The sequence below is a fragment of the Candidatus Regiella insecticola LSR1 genome (assembly GCF_000143625.1).
Lineage (GTDB): Bacteria > Pseudomonadota > Gammaproteobacteria > Enterobacterales > Enterobacteriaceae > Regiella > Regiella insecticola.
On record NZ_GL379590.1, the window covers coordinates 197,444 to 211,982 of the forward strand.

Consider the following 14,539-nt stretch of genomic DNA (forward strand, 5'->3'; position numbering starts at 1 on the left):
TGCGTGTACCCACAAGCCCAGGCGAGTCAATGTACTTGCTTTAGAATGCGGCCTACGGGTTGCAGAAGCTCAATCCAGAGCGGCGTAGCCGCGTTTGGGGGGAGTCGTTCACGCTAATGCCAGCAATGGTTTGCACAAAGATGAGAGAGCATAAAAAAGTGTGGAGCAATCCTATCCCGCTAATCCAGTGTTTTCATCGGTGTTTTCATCGGTCTTTTCTCCGATATGCCCATCGATTTTTAGATCCGAATACTAGGCATCTGGAGATGCATTAAAATAGTGTCAGTGATTCTATCGTCAATTGGGAATGATTTAGATAATTGCCCTACACTTTTTTATGCTCTCCTACTTCAAATCATCCGCATAGAGGGTGAGTGCCAGCAGCCAACGCCGCCTTAACTTGAAAGGCTAAGAGTATAGACGACTCATTAAAAGAGGTTATGATGTTTCAAGATCTAATTCGGAGTGAATTAAACGAGGCGGCTAAAACCTTAGCCAATTTTTTAACGGATGACACTACTATTGATAACATTGAAAAAGCCGCTATATTACTCGCCAATTCATTTAAAGCCGGAGGAAAAGTGTTATCTTGTGGCAACGGTGGGTCACATTGTGATGCCATGCATTTTGCCGAAGAGTTGACTGGCCGTTATCGTGAAGATCGCCCTGGTTATCCGGCGATGGCTATTGCCGATATCAGCCATTTTTCCTGTGTGAGTAACGATTTTGGTTATGAGCATGTTTTTTCGCGCTACGTTGAAGCAGTGGGGAAGGCAGGGGATGTATTATTAGCGATTTCAACCTCGGGCAATTCTAAAAATATCATTCAGGCTATTGAAGCTGCTCATGAAAAAAAGATGAAGGTGATCACTTTAACCGGTAAGGATGGTGGTCAGATGACGAATAGGAAGCAACTCGAAGATATTGAAATTCGAGTACCCCACTCAGGCTATGCTGATCGTATTCAAGAAATTCATATCAAGATCATTCATATTTTGATCCTGCTAATTGAAAAAGAAATGGCTAGATAAAACAAATAGCGGTTAACTGAGTTAAAATATTATTTAATCATCGTTTAAATCAGGCTGCTTGCAAAACTGTAGTTAGTGCCACGCATAAGCAGTCTATTTATGTGTACATCTCAATGGAACTGATAACATCGAACAAACCTTATGATTAAAATAAAAAAAGGGCTTGATTTACCCATCGCCGGAAAACCCGCGCAGATCATACAGGATGGGTCGGTTATTCATCATGTGGCGCTGCTGGCTGAAGACTATGTCGGTATGCGTCCTTCCCTACTTGTGCAACAAGGTGACTGGGTTAAAAAAGGCCAAGCATTATTCGAAGACAAGAAAAATCCGGGGGTGTTGTTTACCGCCCCTGCCAGTGGGCAAATCAGTGCGATTAATCGTGGTGAGCGTCGGGTATTACAATCGGTGGTGATCAAAATAGCGGGTGATGAACAAATTCACTTCGATCATTACGATGCTAATGATTTACAGCAACTCAGTTATCAACAAGTACAGACTCAGCTGCTTGCCTCAGGATTGTGGACGGCATTACGTACCCGGCCTTTTAGTCGCTCGCCTAAACCCAACACTCAGCCTCGTGCCATTTTTGTTACGGCAATGGACACCCAGCCGTTAGCGGCAGATCCGCAGATCATTGTAAAGCATGAAATGGAAGCGCTTTTCAGCATGGGTTAACTGTGTTGACTCGTCGTTTAACTGAAGGCAAAGTTCATGTCTGTCATGCTGCTGGTTTCACACCGGCTCCTTGCGACAATACTGCGATCACCTACAACAGGTTTTCAGGTCCTCATCCGGCAGGCTTGCTTGCTGGCCCACAGGTGAGTGATCCCATGTTGCTACGAACCCGTTTAGGCGCGAGTTTAACCGAATTCACTGCGGGTAAATTAAAGCTGGGCGACAATCGCGTGATCTCAGGCTCGGTATTGAGTGGTCGCACATCATCTGCCCCTTGTGATTATCTTGGCCGTTTTCATCAACAAGTCTCGGTATTACTTGAAGGAAGGGATAAAGAGCTTTTTGGCTGGATCATGCCTGGTCGTGACAAATTTTCGTTGACTCGCACTACCCTCGGCCATTTTTGTAAAAATAAATTATTTTCTTTTTCAACCAATATGAATGGAGGTAAGCGCGCCATGGTGCCGATTGGCAACTATGAACGGATCATGCCGCTAGATATTTTAGCCACCCATTTATTGCGTGATCTCCTCGCAGGTGATACCGATAGGCGCTCAAGCTTTGGGGTGTTTGGAATTGGATGAAGAAGATTTGGCATTATGCACCTTTGTCTGTCCTGGGAAATATGAATACGCGCCATTATTACGTGCCATATTGACCCAAATTGAGTTGGAAGGATAACTGATGGGTCTGAAAAATTTTTTTGAAAAAATAGAGCCTCACTTTGAAGCGGGTGGCAAGTTAGAAAAGTATTACCCGTTGTATGAAGCGGTGGCGACTATTTTTTATACGCAAGGAAAGGTGACATCAGGTGCTTCTCATGTCCGTGATGCGATTGATCTTAAACGGATGATGATTTTGGTCTGGCTGTCGGTTTTTCCTGCAATGTTTTGGGGTATGTATAATATTGGTCAGCAGGCCATCCCCGCTTTACATCATCTTTACACTGGGGCAGAGCTGCAACAGGTTCTCGCCGGGGATTGGCATTACCGTTTAGCACAATAGTTAGGTGCATCACTGGCGGAAAAGGCTGATTGGATCAGCAAAATGATCTTGGGTGCGACTTATTTTGTGCCAATTTATGCTGTGGTGTTTATCGTCGGCGGATGCTGGGAAGTGCTTTTTTCAGTGATTCGTAAGCATGAAATCAATGAAGGTTTTTTTGTCACCTCGGTGCTTTTTGCGCTGATCCTGCCGCCCAATTTACCGCTGTGGCAAGCGGCGCTCGGTATTTCGTTTAGCGTGGTGATCGGCAAAGAAATTTTTGGTGGCACCGGGCGTAATTTTGTTAACCCGGCATTAGCCGGCCGCGCTTTCTTATTTTTTGCTTATCCTGCGCAAATCTCAGGTGATTTGGTGTGGAATGCCGCTGATGGTTTTTCCGGTGCGACGCCGCTTTCGCAATGGAGTATGAATGGAGGTCAAAATTTAATCAACACAGTGAGCGGACAACCCATTAGTTGGTTGGATGCTTTTTTAGGCAATATTCCAGGCTCTGTTGGTGAAGTCTCGACGCTACCGGTAATTGTCAATGTAGTTGTCGCCCAGGATGTAAAATCCTAGGCTGCTTTTTTGGCGTCTGGTTTCACCTTTTTTTCTCTGGATTTTTGTGGATTTAAATGGACTTCTTTCACATACGGCCACTGACGGATTTGACCTGCCCAGCGTGTAGGGTTTGCAGCGCGTGCCTTTTCATACACTGTGTTACGCTGAGCTAATAGGGCTTTATCAAGGCCTGCATGTCTTTGTGCAGGTGTGACAAATTCAATGGCACTGTGGCGATGCTCTTGATTATACCAGTGCACCACGTGTTCGACCCATGCGCGGGCGTCTTGAAAGTGGATTCGGAGGCGAAATAGAGCCCTTCATCAGCCAACATCGGCACAATTTGACTCGGGGGTAAATGAGCAAATTTGGCCGAAGAGGTTATTTCCAGTAGCTTAGCCCGCTCACAGGGTGAGAGTTTGTGGGGCGGCGGCGCTGTTCGGCGCGTTCGGCCATCCACTTGCTCGATAGCTTTCTGCCAGCGCTGTAGGGTTCGCGTGCTTAGCCCAATCAGGAGACAAGCCTGTTGTTGCCGCGCTCCGGCCTGCGTTGATTCAGTAATCCACATCATAATAGACTGGCGCTGTTCGGGAATAATCATTTTTCCTCTTACTGCGTTGTGTTCGCTTCGGGTCACAAAAATCCGCGCGCCATTGCTTCAGGTGATGAACAAAAATACCCTGCCCCCTGCACCAAGAGGCGAGTTCACTTTCTGCTAAACAACTTCTTAGCTTCCTCGGCGGCACGTTAAGTTCATCCGCAATGGCTTTCATTGTACGCCCATTCCGATGATAAACCTTACACAGCGCCTGCTCTTTAAACTCTTCCGAATACGTCGGTTTTTCCATGATTATATCGCCTCTTTATTAGTTCCCATTAACGAAAATTAGAGGCGACAACTAGACTGACACTGGGGGATTACTCGCGTTACGTTTTCGTTTAGGGTTGCCTGTTTTTAAATATGAACAATAACGCATTAGCCTGTTAGAAATCTCTTGTGCTCGCTGATAATTTAGACTTCTTGCAAAACCGTAGTTCGTTATATGAAGTCAAGGCGCACGGCGCACAGCAACCTTCGTTGACACAAGTACATGAGGATTGCGAGCACCGCGCAACACAGAATTCACACCACGCAGTAGGTTTTGCAGGAATTCTATTTTTTACTTACGTCTCCACGTGGTACCTTGTGGCCCATCTTCTAATGTAATTTTCATTTCATTCAGCTGATGCCTTGCTTCATCTGCTAGCACCCAATTTTTTTGCTGGCGGGCAGTATTACGCTGTTCAATCAAGGCTTCAATTTTAGCGATTTCAGTATCTTTAGCGATTTCGCTATGATTGACAGCTTGCAGAAAATGCTCAGGCTTTTGCGTCAATAAGCCAAGAACTTGCGCCATTGATCGCAAGGTTGCCGCTAAACCACTTGCAGCAGCGTTATCTTCTGTTTTCAGTCGATTAACTTCACGTGCGATATCAAACAACACAGCACAAGCCTCTGGTGTATTAAAATCATCATCCATTGCATCACGGAAACGTTTTTCAAAATTTTCTCCCGCCGCAGCAGCGCTAGCCGTCTCATCGGTGCCTCGTAAAGCAATATACAAACGTTCAAGAGCAATACGTGATTGCCGTAGATTTTCTTCACTGTAATCAAGTTGGCTGCGATAATGAGCAGACATAAGGAAGTAGCGCACCGTTTCCGCATCATAGTGATCGAGGAGATCGCGAATAGTAAAAAAATTATTTAGCGATTTCGACATTTTATTCTTTTCAACCATCACCATTCCGGTGTGCATCCAATAATTGACATAAGGATCACCGTGGGCACAAGTTGATTGAGCGATTTCATTTTCATGATGGGGAAACAATAAATCGGAGCCACCGCCATGGATATCAAAATGTCGGCCTAATTGTTTAGCATTCATCGCTGAACATTCTATATGCCACCCTGGCCGCCCCGCTCCCCAAGGCGAATCCCAGCTCGGATCGCCTGGCAAAGCGCGTTTCCACAACACAAAATCCATTGGATCTTCTTTACCATCAGCGATCGCGACTCGTGCACCTGCTTGTAAATTCTCTAGATTTTGCCGAGAAAGCAATCCATAATTCGGCGCACTTTTCACCGCAAAAACCACATCACCATCTGCGGCAATGTAGGCATGTTTTCCTTCAATCAATTTTTTAATCAGCGCAATAATTTCTGTAATGTGAGCAGTGGCTTGAGGCTCCTCATTCGGGCGTAATATGTTCAACGCATCAAAATCACGATACATTTCTATCATCATGCGTTCGGTCAATTGTTGACAGGTTTCATTATTTTCTGCTGCCCTTTTGATTATTTTGTCATCAATATCAGTGATATTGCGAACATAGGTTAAATCGTAATCCAAATAACGCAGATAACGCACAATAACATCGAAAGCGACGAAAGTACGTCCATGGCCAATATGACACAAGTCATAGACAGTAATACCGCACACATACATGCCTATTTTTCCTGCATCAATAGGCCGAAATATTTCTTTTTGGCGGCTCAGAGTATTAAAAATTTTTAGCATGATAATATTCCGTGGTTTTTCTATCCCATTTGATGGCTGCACAGTGGCCTGTATACCCACAGCTAACAACGCGGCGGCTTCAAAGGCGAAGGCAAGGGGTATTACCCGATTCAGGAAGATCACATAAGCACTACGATAAAAAAGTAAAAAGCCAGCATAAGGCTGGCTTTTTATTTGATCAACACATTAATGTAGAAAAAGTGTTAAGCGCCTTCCACCACAACGACACTTAATTTAGCAGTGACTTCTCGGTGTATATTGCAGTGAATTTCATGTTCACCTAAGGTACGTAAACCCCCTTTAGGTAAATTAATTTCTTTCTTGTCCAGATCAATCCCGGCTTCTTTTACTGCGGCAATGATGTCGCTACTACTGATAGAGCCAAACAATTTACCTTCATTGCCTGCTTTCGCAAACAGAGTAACCGTTTGTAATTCGTTAATTTTGATTGCACGAACTTCAGAGGCTTTCAAGATCTCATCCGCTTGTTTTTGACGTGCACTCAGATTTTCTTTAAGTAACTCAATATTTCTCTTATTTGCTGGCTCAGCTTTGTTTTGCGGAAATAAAAAATTACGTGCATAACCCGCCGCTACATCGACGATATCACCCAGCTTTCCTAACTTTTCTACTTTTTCAAGCAAAATAACGCGCATGACTTTATCCTCTCAATGTCATTAATGAACAGTAGCCGATTACTGATTAGCATCAGTGTATGGCAACAAAGACAAGTAGCGCGCACGCTTGATAGCACGAGCAAGCTGACGTTGGTATTTAGCACAAGTACCAGTGATGCGGCTCGGCACAATTTTACCACTTTCAGTGATGTAATTTTTTAATGTAACAATATCTTTATAATCAATTTCTAGTGTGCCTTCCGCGGTGAAGCGGCAAAATTTGCGACGACGAAAATAAGGTGCCATTTGGCTAATCTCCAGAATCTATTAATTCAATTTTCTCGGCATGTAGAACCAACTTATTTAGCCCATTACGCCCTTGGTGGCAACTAATAAAGCCTTGTACGGTCAACAGACTGCCGACTGTTATACTGTGAGTTAATGTTTGTAACTGATGTCCGCTGACAACAACGGGCATATGACACCAGGTTGTTCGAGCCAATCCGGCTTCTTGTTGCGACGAACGGTGCTCGAGTACAAATTGACAGTGTGGAATACCAGAAGGGCTGACCTTGCATATAGGTGTTTTGCGTACACTGCCAGAAAGTGTCATCTGATTCATTGTCATCACAGCGATTATTCTTCAGTATCTCCAGTATCACTACTATTCTCTGGAACAAACTCAACCCGATCCCGACGTTCATCTTTTGCTTTCACCATGGGTGATGCTTCAGTTACCGCACCCTTGGAACGCATAACCAGGCTACGGAGAACAGCTTCACTGAAGCGGAACGATTTTTCCAGTTCATCTATCGCTTCTTGAGCTGCTTCCACATTAAACAAAACATAGTGTGCTTTGTGTAGTTTGTTAATGGGATAAGCGAGTTGACGGCGCCCCCAGTCTTCTAGTCGATGAATCTGCCCATTCGCATTTGTGATAATCTGACTGTAACGTTCTATCATGTCAGGAACCTGTTCACTTTGATCAGGATGAACCATAAAAACGATTTCGTAATGACGCATTGCATTGCTCCTCACGGATTATTCAGCCTCCTGATACAGAGCCAACCGCAGCCCATGGAGGCAAGGAACTTGTTTTTGTACGGCTGAAAAATAACAGACGGCTAGGTACTTGGCTAAACCAGTAAATATTGGCCTTTGGTCTAGTGTTGTCTCATGCCTTATATCGTGTAAATAAAAGCACCTGCGCTTTTTCACCCATTTTCCATCCATTGAGCGTAGCTCAGAGAAGATTTCGAATAGGCTCTATCCCCTTCGCCTTTGAAGCCGCCGTGTTGTTGGCGCGGATGTTCGCCGAATCACGTAGTTGTCTACGCTCATCGGTCTCACGCTCATGGCAGCCGAAGGCAACTTCAAAGGGGAAGGGGATAAAACACAGTATCCACGATTCATCGTTAATTTAACTATTGCATCAGATTGATTTGTTTCGCTAAATTAGATTTATGACGTGCCGCTTTATTTTTATGAATCAAACCTTTGCAGGATTTACGATCAATGACTGGCTGCATTTCATTAAATGCTTTTTGTGCTTTATCTTTATCACCAGTACTGATAGCCTGATACACTTTTTTAATAAAGGTACGCACCATAGAGCGGCAACTAGCGTTATGCTGACGGCGTTTTTCAGACTGCTTAGCGCGCTTCTTAGCTGATTTAATATTAGCCAAGGTTCAACTCCCAAATTATATTCTGTTGAGGATAATTTAAAGGCAGAAAAAATATTTTTTTAGCCTTCATTTATCAGTGAATTTATGCAAACCAACATGCAAACAAACAGGCCAGTAATGGCAGCACTTGCTGCTTTACAGTATTGGAGCGCGATTCTATCAGTTTCATCTAATGGAATACAGTCTTCCACAAGAAAATTCTACAGAGGCGGAGCTAGCAAGGTATAATGCGCAGATTCACTTTATTTTTCTCCTCTATACCCGTAGCCAAAATCAAAGGCAAAGGGTATATGGATGTTTTGAGCTAGCTATCATGGAGCTAATTCGCGGTATACACAATATCCGAGCCCATCACTATGGTTGTGTACTCACTATTGGTAACTTTGATGGTGTTCATCTTGGGCATAAAGCATTACTTAGACAATTAAAACATGAAGGCCAGCGTTTAAAAGCGCCCGTCATGGTCATGATATTTGAACCGCAACCATTAGAATTATTCGCGCCCGAAAAAGCGCCAACACGTCTCACACGTTTACGCGATAAAATCAAATATTTAGCGCAAATCGGAGTCGATTATCTATTGTGTGTTAGATTTACGCTTCCTTTCGCGACCCTAACTGCCCATGAATTTATTACTCAATTATTGGTAAAAAAATTAAAAATAAAATTCTTGACTGTTGGTGATGATTTTCATTTTGGCTCTGATCGTCTAGGCGATATAAAATTATTGCAGCAAGCAGGTACTGAATTTGGTTTTGATGTCGTCAATACCGGCAGTTTTTGCAATAGTGGTTCACGCATCAGCAGTACCGCTATCCGTCAAGCATTACAAAACGATGATCTTGTTTTAGCAGAAGATTTACTCGGTCACCCTTACAGTATTACCGGACGTGTTATTCACGGTGATGAATTGGGTCGCACACTAGGTTTTCCAACAGCAAATATATCGTTGAAACGATTAGCGGCACCAGTTAAAGGGGTATATGCGGTTGATGTTTATGGCTTAAGTTCTATACCCACAGTCCTTCAAGTTGCCGCGTCGCGGCCAGGACGTGAGACCGATGAGCGTAGACAACTACGTGATTCGGCGAACGTCCGCAGCCAACAACGCGGCAGCTTCGAAGGCGAAGGGTATACAGGTTCAGATGACAAGCCTTTGCGGGGAGTGGCAAATATTGGTACTAGGCCGACAGTTGCAGGGAGTCGTCAACAACTTGAAGTACATATATTTGCTATAACGAAGGATCTTTATGGTTGCCATATTGAAATAGTGCTGCGGGAAAAACTACGTAATGAACGCTGTTTTGTTTCGCTAGACACTTTGCGGCAGCAAATCGCAAGTGATGTACTGATGGCTAAAAAATTCTTTAGGCTGTAAGCCGAAAATAAAAAATGGAATCAACATCCAATGAATGATTATAAAAATACCCTTAACTTGCCAGAGACAGGCTTCCCGATGCGCGGTGATTTGGCCAAACGTGAGCCTGAAAGATTACAACGTTGGTATGAAGATAATTTGTACGGCAAAATTTGTGCGACGAAAAAAGGTAAAAAAATATTTAACTTGCATGATGGCCCGCCGTATGCAAACGGCAATATTCACATCGGTCATGCCGTCAACAAAATTCTTAAAGACATTATCATTAAAGCTAAAGGACTATCAGGCTATGACGCCCCTTATGTCCCGGGGTGGGATTGCCACGGTTTACCCATAGAACACAAAGTTGAGCAGTTTGTTGGTAAACCGGGCAAAAAAATCAGTGCCGCCGAGTTTCGTACAGCATGCCGTACCTACGCGACTGAGCAAATTGAAGGGCAAAAAAAAGATTTTATTCGCCTTGGTGTGCTCGGTGACTGGGATCATCCCTATTTGACGATGGATTTTAAAACCGAAGCCAACATTATTCGTGCATTGGCTAAAGTGATTGCTAACGGTCATTTATATAAAGGTGCGAGACCGGTGCATTGGTGTACTGATTGCGGCTCTTCGCTCGCAGAGGCAGAAGTTGAGTATTACGATAAAACCTCTACCTCTATCGATCTCTGTTTTAACGTGCTGGATGTCGCGGCGGTTTGCGCCAAATTTTCTGTTGCTACCGTGCATGATCCTGTTTCTGTTGTCATTTGGACCACCACCCCCTGGACCTTACCCGCGAATCGCGCCATCACATTATGTAGCGAATTTATTTATCAGTTAGTACAGATTGAGGGAAAATGTCTCATCCTGGCGGCTGATTTGGTGGAAACAGTCATGAAACGCGCTGCTATCACAGAATGGCAGATTTTAGGCAGCTGTAGTGGCGCCGATTTAGAATTCTTACGCTGTCAGCATTCTTTTATGGCTTTTGATGTGCCTATTATTTTGGGTGATCATGTGACGCTGGATGCAGGTACAGGCGCAGTGCATACAGCCCCAGGCCACGGCCCCGAAGATTTTGTTGTCGCGCAAAAATACGGGTTAGAAATCGCCAATCCTGTTGATACTAATGGTTGTTATTTAAAGGGAACTTACCCGGTATTGGATGGCTTATTTGTATTAAAAGCCAATGATATTGTCGTTAACATTCTGCGTGATAATGGCACATTGCTGCATGTTGAAGAATTAACGCACAGTTATCCCTGCTGCTGGCGTCATAAAACACCAATTATTTTCCGGGCTACACCACAATGGTTTATTAGTATGGAGCAACAAGGGTTGCGGCAGCAATCATTGCAAGCCATTAACACCGTCCAATGGATCCCTGCTTGGGGAAAAGCACGTATTGAAACCATGGTCACTCATCGTCCAGACTGGTGTATTTCACGTCAGCGTACTTGGGGTACGCCGATGTCCTTATTTGTACATAAAGAAACCCAAGCGCTGCACCCGCGTAGCATTGAATTGATGGAACAAGTGGCGATACGGGTCGAGCAACAAGGCATTCAAGCATGGTGGGATTTGGATCCAGCGGAAATTTTGGCAGAGGAGGCGGCAGATTACGTTAAGGTCACCGATACACTCGATGTTTGGTTTGATTCAGGATCCACCCATTCTTCAGTGATTGATTCCCACCCTGAGTTGGCAGGCCACTCGCCAGATATCTATCTGGAAGGATCTGATCAACACCGAGGCTGGTTTATGTCATCCCTTATGATTGCAACCGCGATGAAAGGCAAAGCGCCCTATCGCCAGGTGTTAACACATGGTTTTACCGTGGACGGCAAAGGCAGAAAAATGTCCAAATCTATCGGTAATACCATCAGCCCGCAAGACGTTACCAATAAGTTGGGAGGAGATATTCTCCGTTTATGGGTGGCATCAACGGATTATAGTCGCGAAATCGCGGTATCAGATGAGATTCTACGCCGTTCAGCCGATGCGTACCGGCGGATCCGCAATACTGCCCGTTTTTTATTGGCTAATCTAAAAGGTTTTGATCCCACGCAGCATCAACTGGCAGCACAAGAGATGATAGTGTTGGATCGCTGGGCGGTAGGCCGCGCTCAGGAGGCGCAAGTAGAAATTATCACGGCTTATGAAAACTATGATTTTCATCGAGTGGTACAACGCCTGATGCATTTTTGCTCTATCGAAATGGGCTCCTTCTATCTCGATATTATTAAAGACCGTCAATATACCGCCAAGAGCGACAGTATCGCACGTCGTAGTTGTCAAACAGCGCTGTTTCATATCGCGCAAGCTTTAGTACGCTGGATGGCGCCTATTCTCTCTTTTACTGCAGATGAAATCTGGCAATATCTCCCAGGCCAATGTCAAAAATATGTGTTTACCGAAGAATGGTATGGTGATTTATTCGCCCTAGCGGATGATGACCCTATGAATGATAATTTCTGGGCTGAATTGCTTAAGGTTCGCGCTGAAGTCAATAAGGTGTTGGAACAAGCACGAAACGATAAAAAAATAGGGGGATCATTGGAAGCCGCGGTTATCTTGTATGCTGAACCTTTACTCGCTGCGCGATTGAGGCATTTACAGAATGAATTACGGTTTGTTTTAATTACTTCTGCGGCACAGGTAAAAGATTACGCTGAGGCGGACGAGCAGGCACAACAAAGTGAATTGATCGATGGCTTAAAAATTGCTTTTTATAAAGCCGAAGGGGAAAAATGTTCACGTTGTTGGCATTATACTCAAGATATTGGCTTGGTAACGGAGCACGCAAAATTGTGTGGCCGTTGTGTCACTAACGTTGCAGATAACGGTGAAGAGCGTAGATTTGCCTGATGAATAAAAAAATGTGTTCGAGCGGATTACGTTGGTTATGGCTAGGTGTAGTGGTGTTAATTTTCGATCCGGCAAGTAAACAATGGGTTATGGCTCATTTTACGTTGTATGAAAGTTTGCCATTGTTACCCTGGTTAAATTTAACCTATGTACAAAATTCCGGGGCAGCATTTAGTTTTCTCGCAGATAAAGGGGGTTGGCAGCGATGGTTTTTTGCCTTAATCGCGCTGGCCATTGTCTTGACGTTATTGGTATTCATGTCTCGCACTCCTCGTCAGAAAAAATTGATTAACTGTGCTTATGCGCTGATTATCGGCGGCGCATTAGGCAACTTATTTGATCGTATGGTGCAGGGTGTCGTCATTGATTTCATCGATTTTCATGTCAATCATTGGCATTGGCCGACGTTTAACCTGGCCGATACCGCAATTTGTATTGGCGCGATGTTAGTGGTTTGCGAAGGCGCCTTTAGCCCACCGGAGAAAGCGGTGTTAAAAAAAGGTAAAAAGTAATGTTAGATCGAGTACAAAAAAATAGCTCGGTATTGGTACATTTCATCTTGAAGCTGGCTGATGGATCAACGGCAGATTCGACCTATGCCCAGGGCAAGCCTGCTTTATTTCGTTTAGGTGATCGCAGTTTGTCTGAGGCGTTAGAACAACATTTGCTCGGCTTACAAGTAGGTGATAAACGGACTTTTACTTTACCAGCAGAATCTGCCTTTGGTCACACTGATCCCGCTTTGATCCAGCATTTTTCCCCCCGCGATTTTAGCCAAACGGGGATCCCCAATGTCGGGACGATTATGCTGTTTAGCGCGATCAATGGCAGTGAAATGCCCGGTATCGTACGTGAAGTAACGGCAGAGTCGATCAAGGTAGATTTTAATCATCCACTGGCAGAACAATCGATTCATTTTACCATTGAAGTATTAGAAATTAAGGCAACAGAGGAAAAATGCCATGCAGATATTGCTGGCTAATCCGCGTGGCTTTTGTGCCGGGGTTGACCGCGCGATTAATATTGTCGAACGTGCCTTAGCCATGTATAGCGCCCCGATCTATGTGCGGCATGAAGTGGTTCACAACCGTTATGTCGTTAATGATTTATCTCAACGCGGGGCGATTTTTATTGAAGATATTTCAGAAGTGCCAGAAGGATCTATCCTGATTTTTTCTGCCCATGGGGTTTCTCAAGCCGTACGACAAGAAGCAAAGGGCCGTCAATTGACCCTGTTACTTGATGCAACCTGTCCACTGGTGACCAAAGTGCATATGGAAGTCGCACGCGCCAGCCACAGAGGTATAGAAGCCGTTCTGATCGGCCATGCCGGTCATCCTGAAGTGGAAGGCACGATGGGGCAATATAATAATCCGCAAGGTGGCATTTATTTGGTGGGATCACCAGAGGACGTTGAGCAGCTGGTGGTGAAAGATGCCAATAATTTGTGTTTTATGACACAGACCACCTTATCGATAGATGATACCTCAGTGATCATAGACGCATTACGGCAGCGGTTTCCGCAGATCACCGGGCCACGTAAAGACGATATCTGTTATGCCACGACTAACCGCCAGGAGGCAGTCAGAGATCTCGCCCAGCGTGCCGATTGCATCTTGGTAGTAGGCTCAAAAAATTCATCCAATTCCAATCGATTGGCTGAGCTAGCACAAAGAATGGGCAAACAAGCCTATCTGATCGATTCAGCGACCGATATTCAGCCGGAGTGGCTAATTAATGCTCACACTATCGGCGTCACCGCCGGGGCTTCGGCGCCTGATATTTTGGTGCAGCAGGTGATCAAACGCCTGCAATCATTAGGCGCTCAAGAAGCAATCGAATTAATTGGCCGAGAAGAAAATATTGTTTTTGAGATCCCTAAAGCGTTAAGGCTCAGCGTTAAGGAAGTTGACTAAAAGTTAAATATATTAAACATATTGTTTTTATTAAGAATTAATTGTGAGGTATAATTTTATTTTTTTATATTATAAACAAGATAATTATTATGTTCAGCGTATCAAACGGATCAATTTATACTCAAGTACTAACAGCAGAAAATGGATATTTTGTCCATGCTGAAATTTCTCACACCACAAAAAAATCGAGCAAAGTTTAAGCAGAGTGTATCAAATACATGATGCTCAGCCTTGTATGATAGTAGATGGCTCTGTAGCAAAATCGACTGAAGCAGAGGCAA

The 14,539-nt window shown here is 44.3% G+C and carries 16 protein-coding genes and 2 pseudogenes; 8 read left to right on the forward strand and 10 right to left on the reverse strand.

Features of this window, described 5'->3' with window-relative positions:
- Positions 1 to 443: 443 nt before the first annotated feature.
- The 3 genes and pseudogenes from lpcA to REG_RS04500 all read left to right on the forward strand — a co-directional run.
- The gene (gene lpcA, locus REG_RS04490) at positions 444 to 1,031 is read left to right on the forward strand and encodes a D-sedoheptulose 7-phosphate isomerase (protein WP_006704643.1); all 588 of its coding nucleotides are present in this window, start codon (positions 444 to 446) and stop codon (positions 1,029 to 1,031) included.
- 141 nt (positions 1,032 to 1,172) lie between these two features.
- Positions 1,173 to 2,390: pseudogene (locus REG_RS04495) on the forward strand (NADH:ubiquinone reductase (Na(+)-transporting) subunit A).
- Between the two features lie 3 nt (positions 2,391 to 2,393).
- Positions 2,394 to 3,239, forward strand: a pseudogene (locus REG_RS04500) (NADH:ubiquinone reductase (Na(+)-transporting) subunit B); the annotation flags it as partial.
- A 29-nt stretch (positions 3,240 to 3,268) separates the two neighbouring features.
- Here REG_RS04500 and REG_RS13700 read toward each other — a convergent pair.
- From REG_RS13700 to rpsT, 10 genes are all read right to left on the reverse strand, one after another.
- Positions 3,269 to 3,514 (reverse strand): hypothetical protein, encoded by a 246-nt coding sequence (locus tag REG_RS13700; protein ID WP_176603386.1) that lies wholly within the window; start codon positions 3,512 to 3,514, stop codon positions 3,269 to 3,271.
- Positions 3,424 to 3,855, reverse strand: coding sequence for a helix-turn-helix domain-containing protein (locus tag REG_RS12645; RefSeq protein ID WP_141553588.1), 432 nt, complete (start codon positions 3,853 to 3,855; stop codon positions 3,424 to 3,426). Before REG_RS12645 ends, REG_RS13700 begins: the two co-directional genes overlap by 91 nt.
- Positions 3,809 to 4,102, reverse strand: coding sequence for a hypothetical protein (locus tag REG_RS11990; protein WP_006704759.1), 294 nt, complete (start codon positions 4,100 to 4,102; stop codon positions 3,809 to 3,811). The genes REG_RS12645 and REG_RS11990 overlap by 47 nt, the downstream gene beginning before the upstream one ends.
- A 312-nt stretch (positions 4,103 to 4,414) precedes the next feature.
- Entirely contained in the window at positions 4,415 to 5,812 is a 1,398-nt protein-coding gene (cysS, locus tag REG_RS04510; RefSeq protein ID WP_039907359.1) for a cysteine--tRNA ligase, read from the reverse strand.
- 203 nt (positions 5,813 to 6,015) lie between these two features.
- Entirely contained in the window at positions 6,016 to 6,468 is a 453-nt protein-coding gene (rplI, locus tag REG_RS04515) for a 50S ribosomal protein L9 (protein WP_006704645.1), read from the reverse strand.
- Positions 6,469 to 6,507: 39 nt separating this feature from the next.
- Entirely contained in the window at positions 6,508 to 6,735 is a 228-nt protein-coding gene (rpsR, locus tag REG_RS04520; protein ID WP_006704646.1) for a 30S ribosomal protein S18, read from the reverse strand.
- 4 nt (positions 6,736 to 6,739) lie between these two features.
- Positions 6,740 to 7,057 (reverse strand): primosomal replication protein N, encoded by a 318-nt coding sequence (priB, locus tag REG_RS04525; protein WP_039907303.1) that lies wholly within the window; start codon positions 7,055 to 7,057, stop codon positions 6,740 to 6,742.
- 8 nt (positions 7,058 to 7,065) lie between these two features.
- Positions 7,066 to 7,452 (reverse strand): 30S ribosomal protein S6, encoded by a 387-nt coding sequence (rpsF, locus tag REG_RS04530; protein ID WP_039907305.1) that lies wholly within the window; start codon positions 7,450 to 7,452, stop codon positions 7,066 to 7,068.
- Between the two features lie 243 nt (positions 7,453 to 7,695).
- Entirely contained in the window at positions 7,696 to 7,842 is a 147-nt protein-coding gene (locus REG_RS13705; protein ID WP_218015663.1) for a hypothetical protein, read from the reverse strand.
- 11 nt (positions 7,843 to 7,853) lie between these two features.
- Positions 7,854 to 8,117, reverse strand: coding sequence for a 30S ribosomal protein S20 (gene rpsT / locus REG_RS04535; RefSeq protein WP_006704649.1), 264 nt, complete (start codon positions 8,115 to 8,117; stop codon positions 7,854 to 7,856).
- Positions 8,118 to 8,430: 313 nt separating this feature from the next.
- Here rpsT and ribF point away from each other — a divergent pair, with 313 nt between their 5' ends.
- The 5 genes from ribF to ispH are packed head-to-tail and all read left to right on the forward strand — an operon-like array spanning position 8,431 to position 14,258.
- Positions 8,431 to 9,495, forward strand: a complete 1,065-nt coding sequence (gene ribF / locus REG_RS04540; RefSeq protein WP_039907306.1) for a bifunctional riboflavin kinase/FAD synthetase — start codon at positions 8,431 to 8,433, stop codon at positions 9,493 to 9,495.
- A gap of 30 nt (positions 9,496 to 9,525) precedes the next feature.
- Entirely contained in the window at positions 9,526 to 12,342 is a 2,817-nt protein-coding gene (gene ileS / locus REG_RS04545) for an isoleucine--tRNA ligase (RefSeq protein ID WP_006704651.1), read from the forward strand.
- Positions 12,342 to 12,854 (forward strand): signal peptidase II, encoded by a 513-nt coding sequence (gene lspA / locus REG_RS04550; RefSeq protein WP_006704652.1) that lies wholly within the window; start codon positions 12,342 to 12,344, stop codon positions 12,852 to 12,854. The genes ileS and lspA overlap by 1 nt, the downstream gene beginning before the upstream one ends.
- Positions 12,854 to 13,324: an FKBP-type peptidyl-prolyl cis-trans isomerase gene (fkpB, locus tag REG_RS04555; protein ID WP_006704653.1), complete on the forward strand. Its 471-nt coding sequence runs from the start codon at positions 12,854 to 12,856 to the stop codon at positions 13,322 to 13,324. Before lspA ends, fkpB begins: the two co-directional genes overlap by 1 nt.
- Complete coding sequence (gene ispH / locus REG_RS04560) at positions 13,305 to 14,258, forward strand: 4-hydroxy-3-methylbut-2-enyl diphosphate reductase (RefSeq protein ID WP_006704654.1); 954 nt, start codon at positions 13,305 to 13,307, stop codon at positions 14,256 to 14,258. Before fkpB ends, ispH begins: the two co-directional genes overlap by 20 nt.
- Positions 14,259 to 14,539 lie beyond the last annotated feature (281 nt).

Excerpts from the sequence above, each read along its gene's own strand:
- lpcA (WP_006704643.1), top strand. The coding sequence starts at position 444 with ATGTTTCAAGATCTAATTCGGAGTGAATTAAACGAGGCGGCTAAAACC.
- REG_RS12645 (WP_141553588.1), bottom strand. The coding sequence starts at position 3,855 with ATGATTATTCCCGAACAGCGCCAGTCTATTATGATGTGGATTACTGAA.
- REG_RS11990 (WP_006704759.1), bottom strand. The coding sequence starts at position 4,102 with ATGGAAAAACCGACGTATTCGGAAGAGTTTAAAGAGCAGGCGCTGTGT.
- cysS (WP_039907359.1), bottom strand. The coding sequence starts at position 5,812 with ATGCTAAAAATTTTTAATACTCTGAGCCGCCAAAAAGAAATATTTCGG.
- rplI (WP_006704645.1), bottom strand. The coding sequence starts at position 6,468 with ATGCGCGTTATTTTGCTTGAAAAAGTAGAAAAGTTAGGAAAGCTGGGT.
- rpsR (WP_006704646.1), bottom strand. The coding sequence starts at position 6,735 with ATGGCACCTTATTTTCGTCGTCGCAAATTTTGCCGCTTCACCGCGGAA.
- priB (WP_039907303.1), bottom strand. The coding sequence starts at position 7,057 with ATGACAATGAATCAGATGACACTTTCTGGCAGTGTACGCAAAACACCT.
- rpsF (WP_039907305.1), bottom strand. The coding sequence starts at position 7,452 with ATGCGTCATTACGAAATCGTTTTTATGGTTCATCCTGATCAAAGTGAA.
- REG_RS13705 (WP_218015663.1), bottom strand. The coding sequence starts at position 7,842 with ATGAATCGTGGATACTGTGTTTTATCCCCTTCCCCTTTGAAGTTGCCT.
- ribF (WP_039907306.1), top strand. The coding sequence starts at position 8,431 with ATGGAGCTAATTCGCGGTATACACAATATCCGAGCCCATCACTATGGT.
- ileS (WP_006704651.1), top strand. The coding sequence starts at position 9,526 with ATGAATGATTATAAAAATACCCTTAACTTGCCAGAGACAGGCTTCCCG.
- lspA (WP_006704652.1), top strand. The coding sequence starts at position 12,342 with ATGAATAAAAAAATGTGTTCGAGCGGATTACGTTGGTTATGGCTAGGT.
- fkpB (WP_006704653.1), top strand. The coding sequence starts at position 12,854 with ATGTTAGATCGAGTACAAAAAAATAGCTCGGTATTGGTACATTTCATC.
- ispH (WP_006704654.1), top strand. The coding sequence starts at position 13,305 with ATGCAGATATTGCTGGCTAATCCGCGTGGCTTTTGTGCCGGGGTTGAC.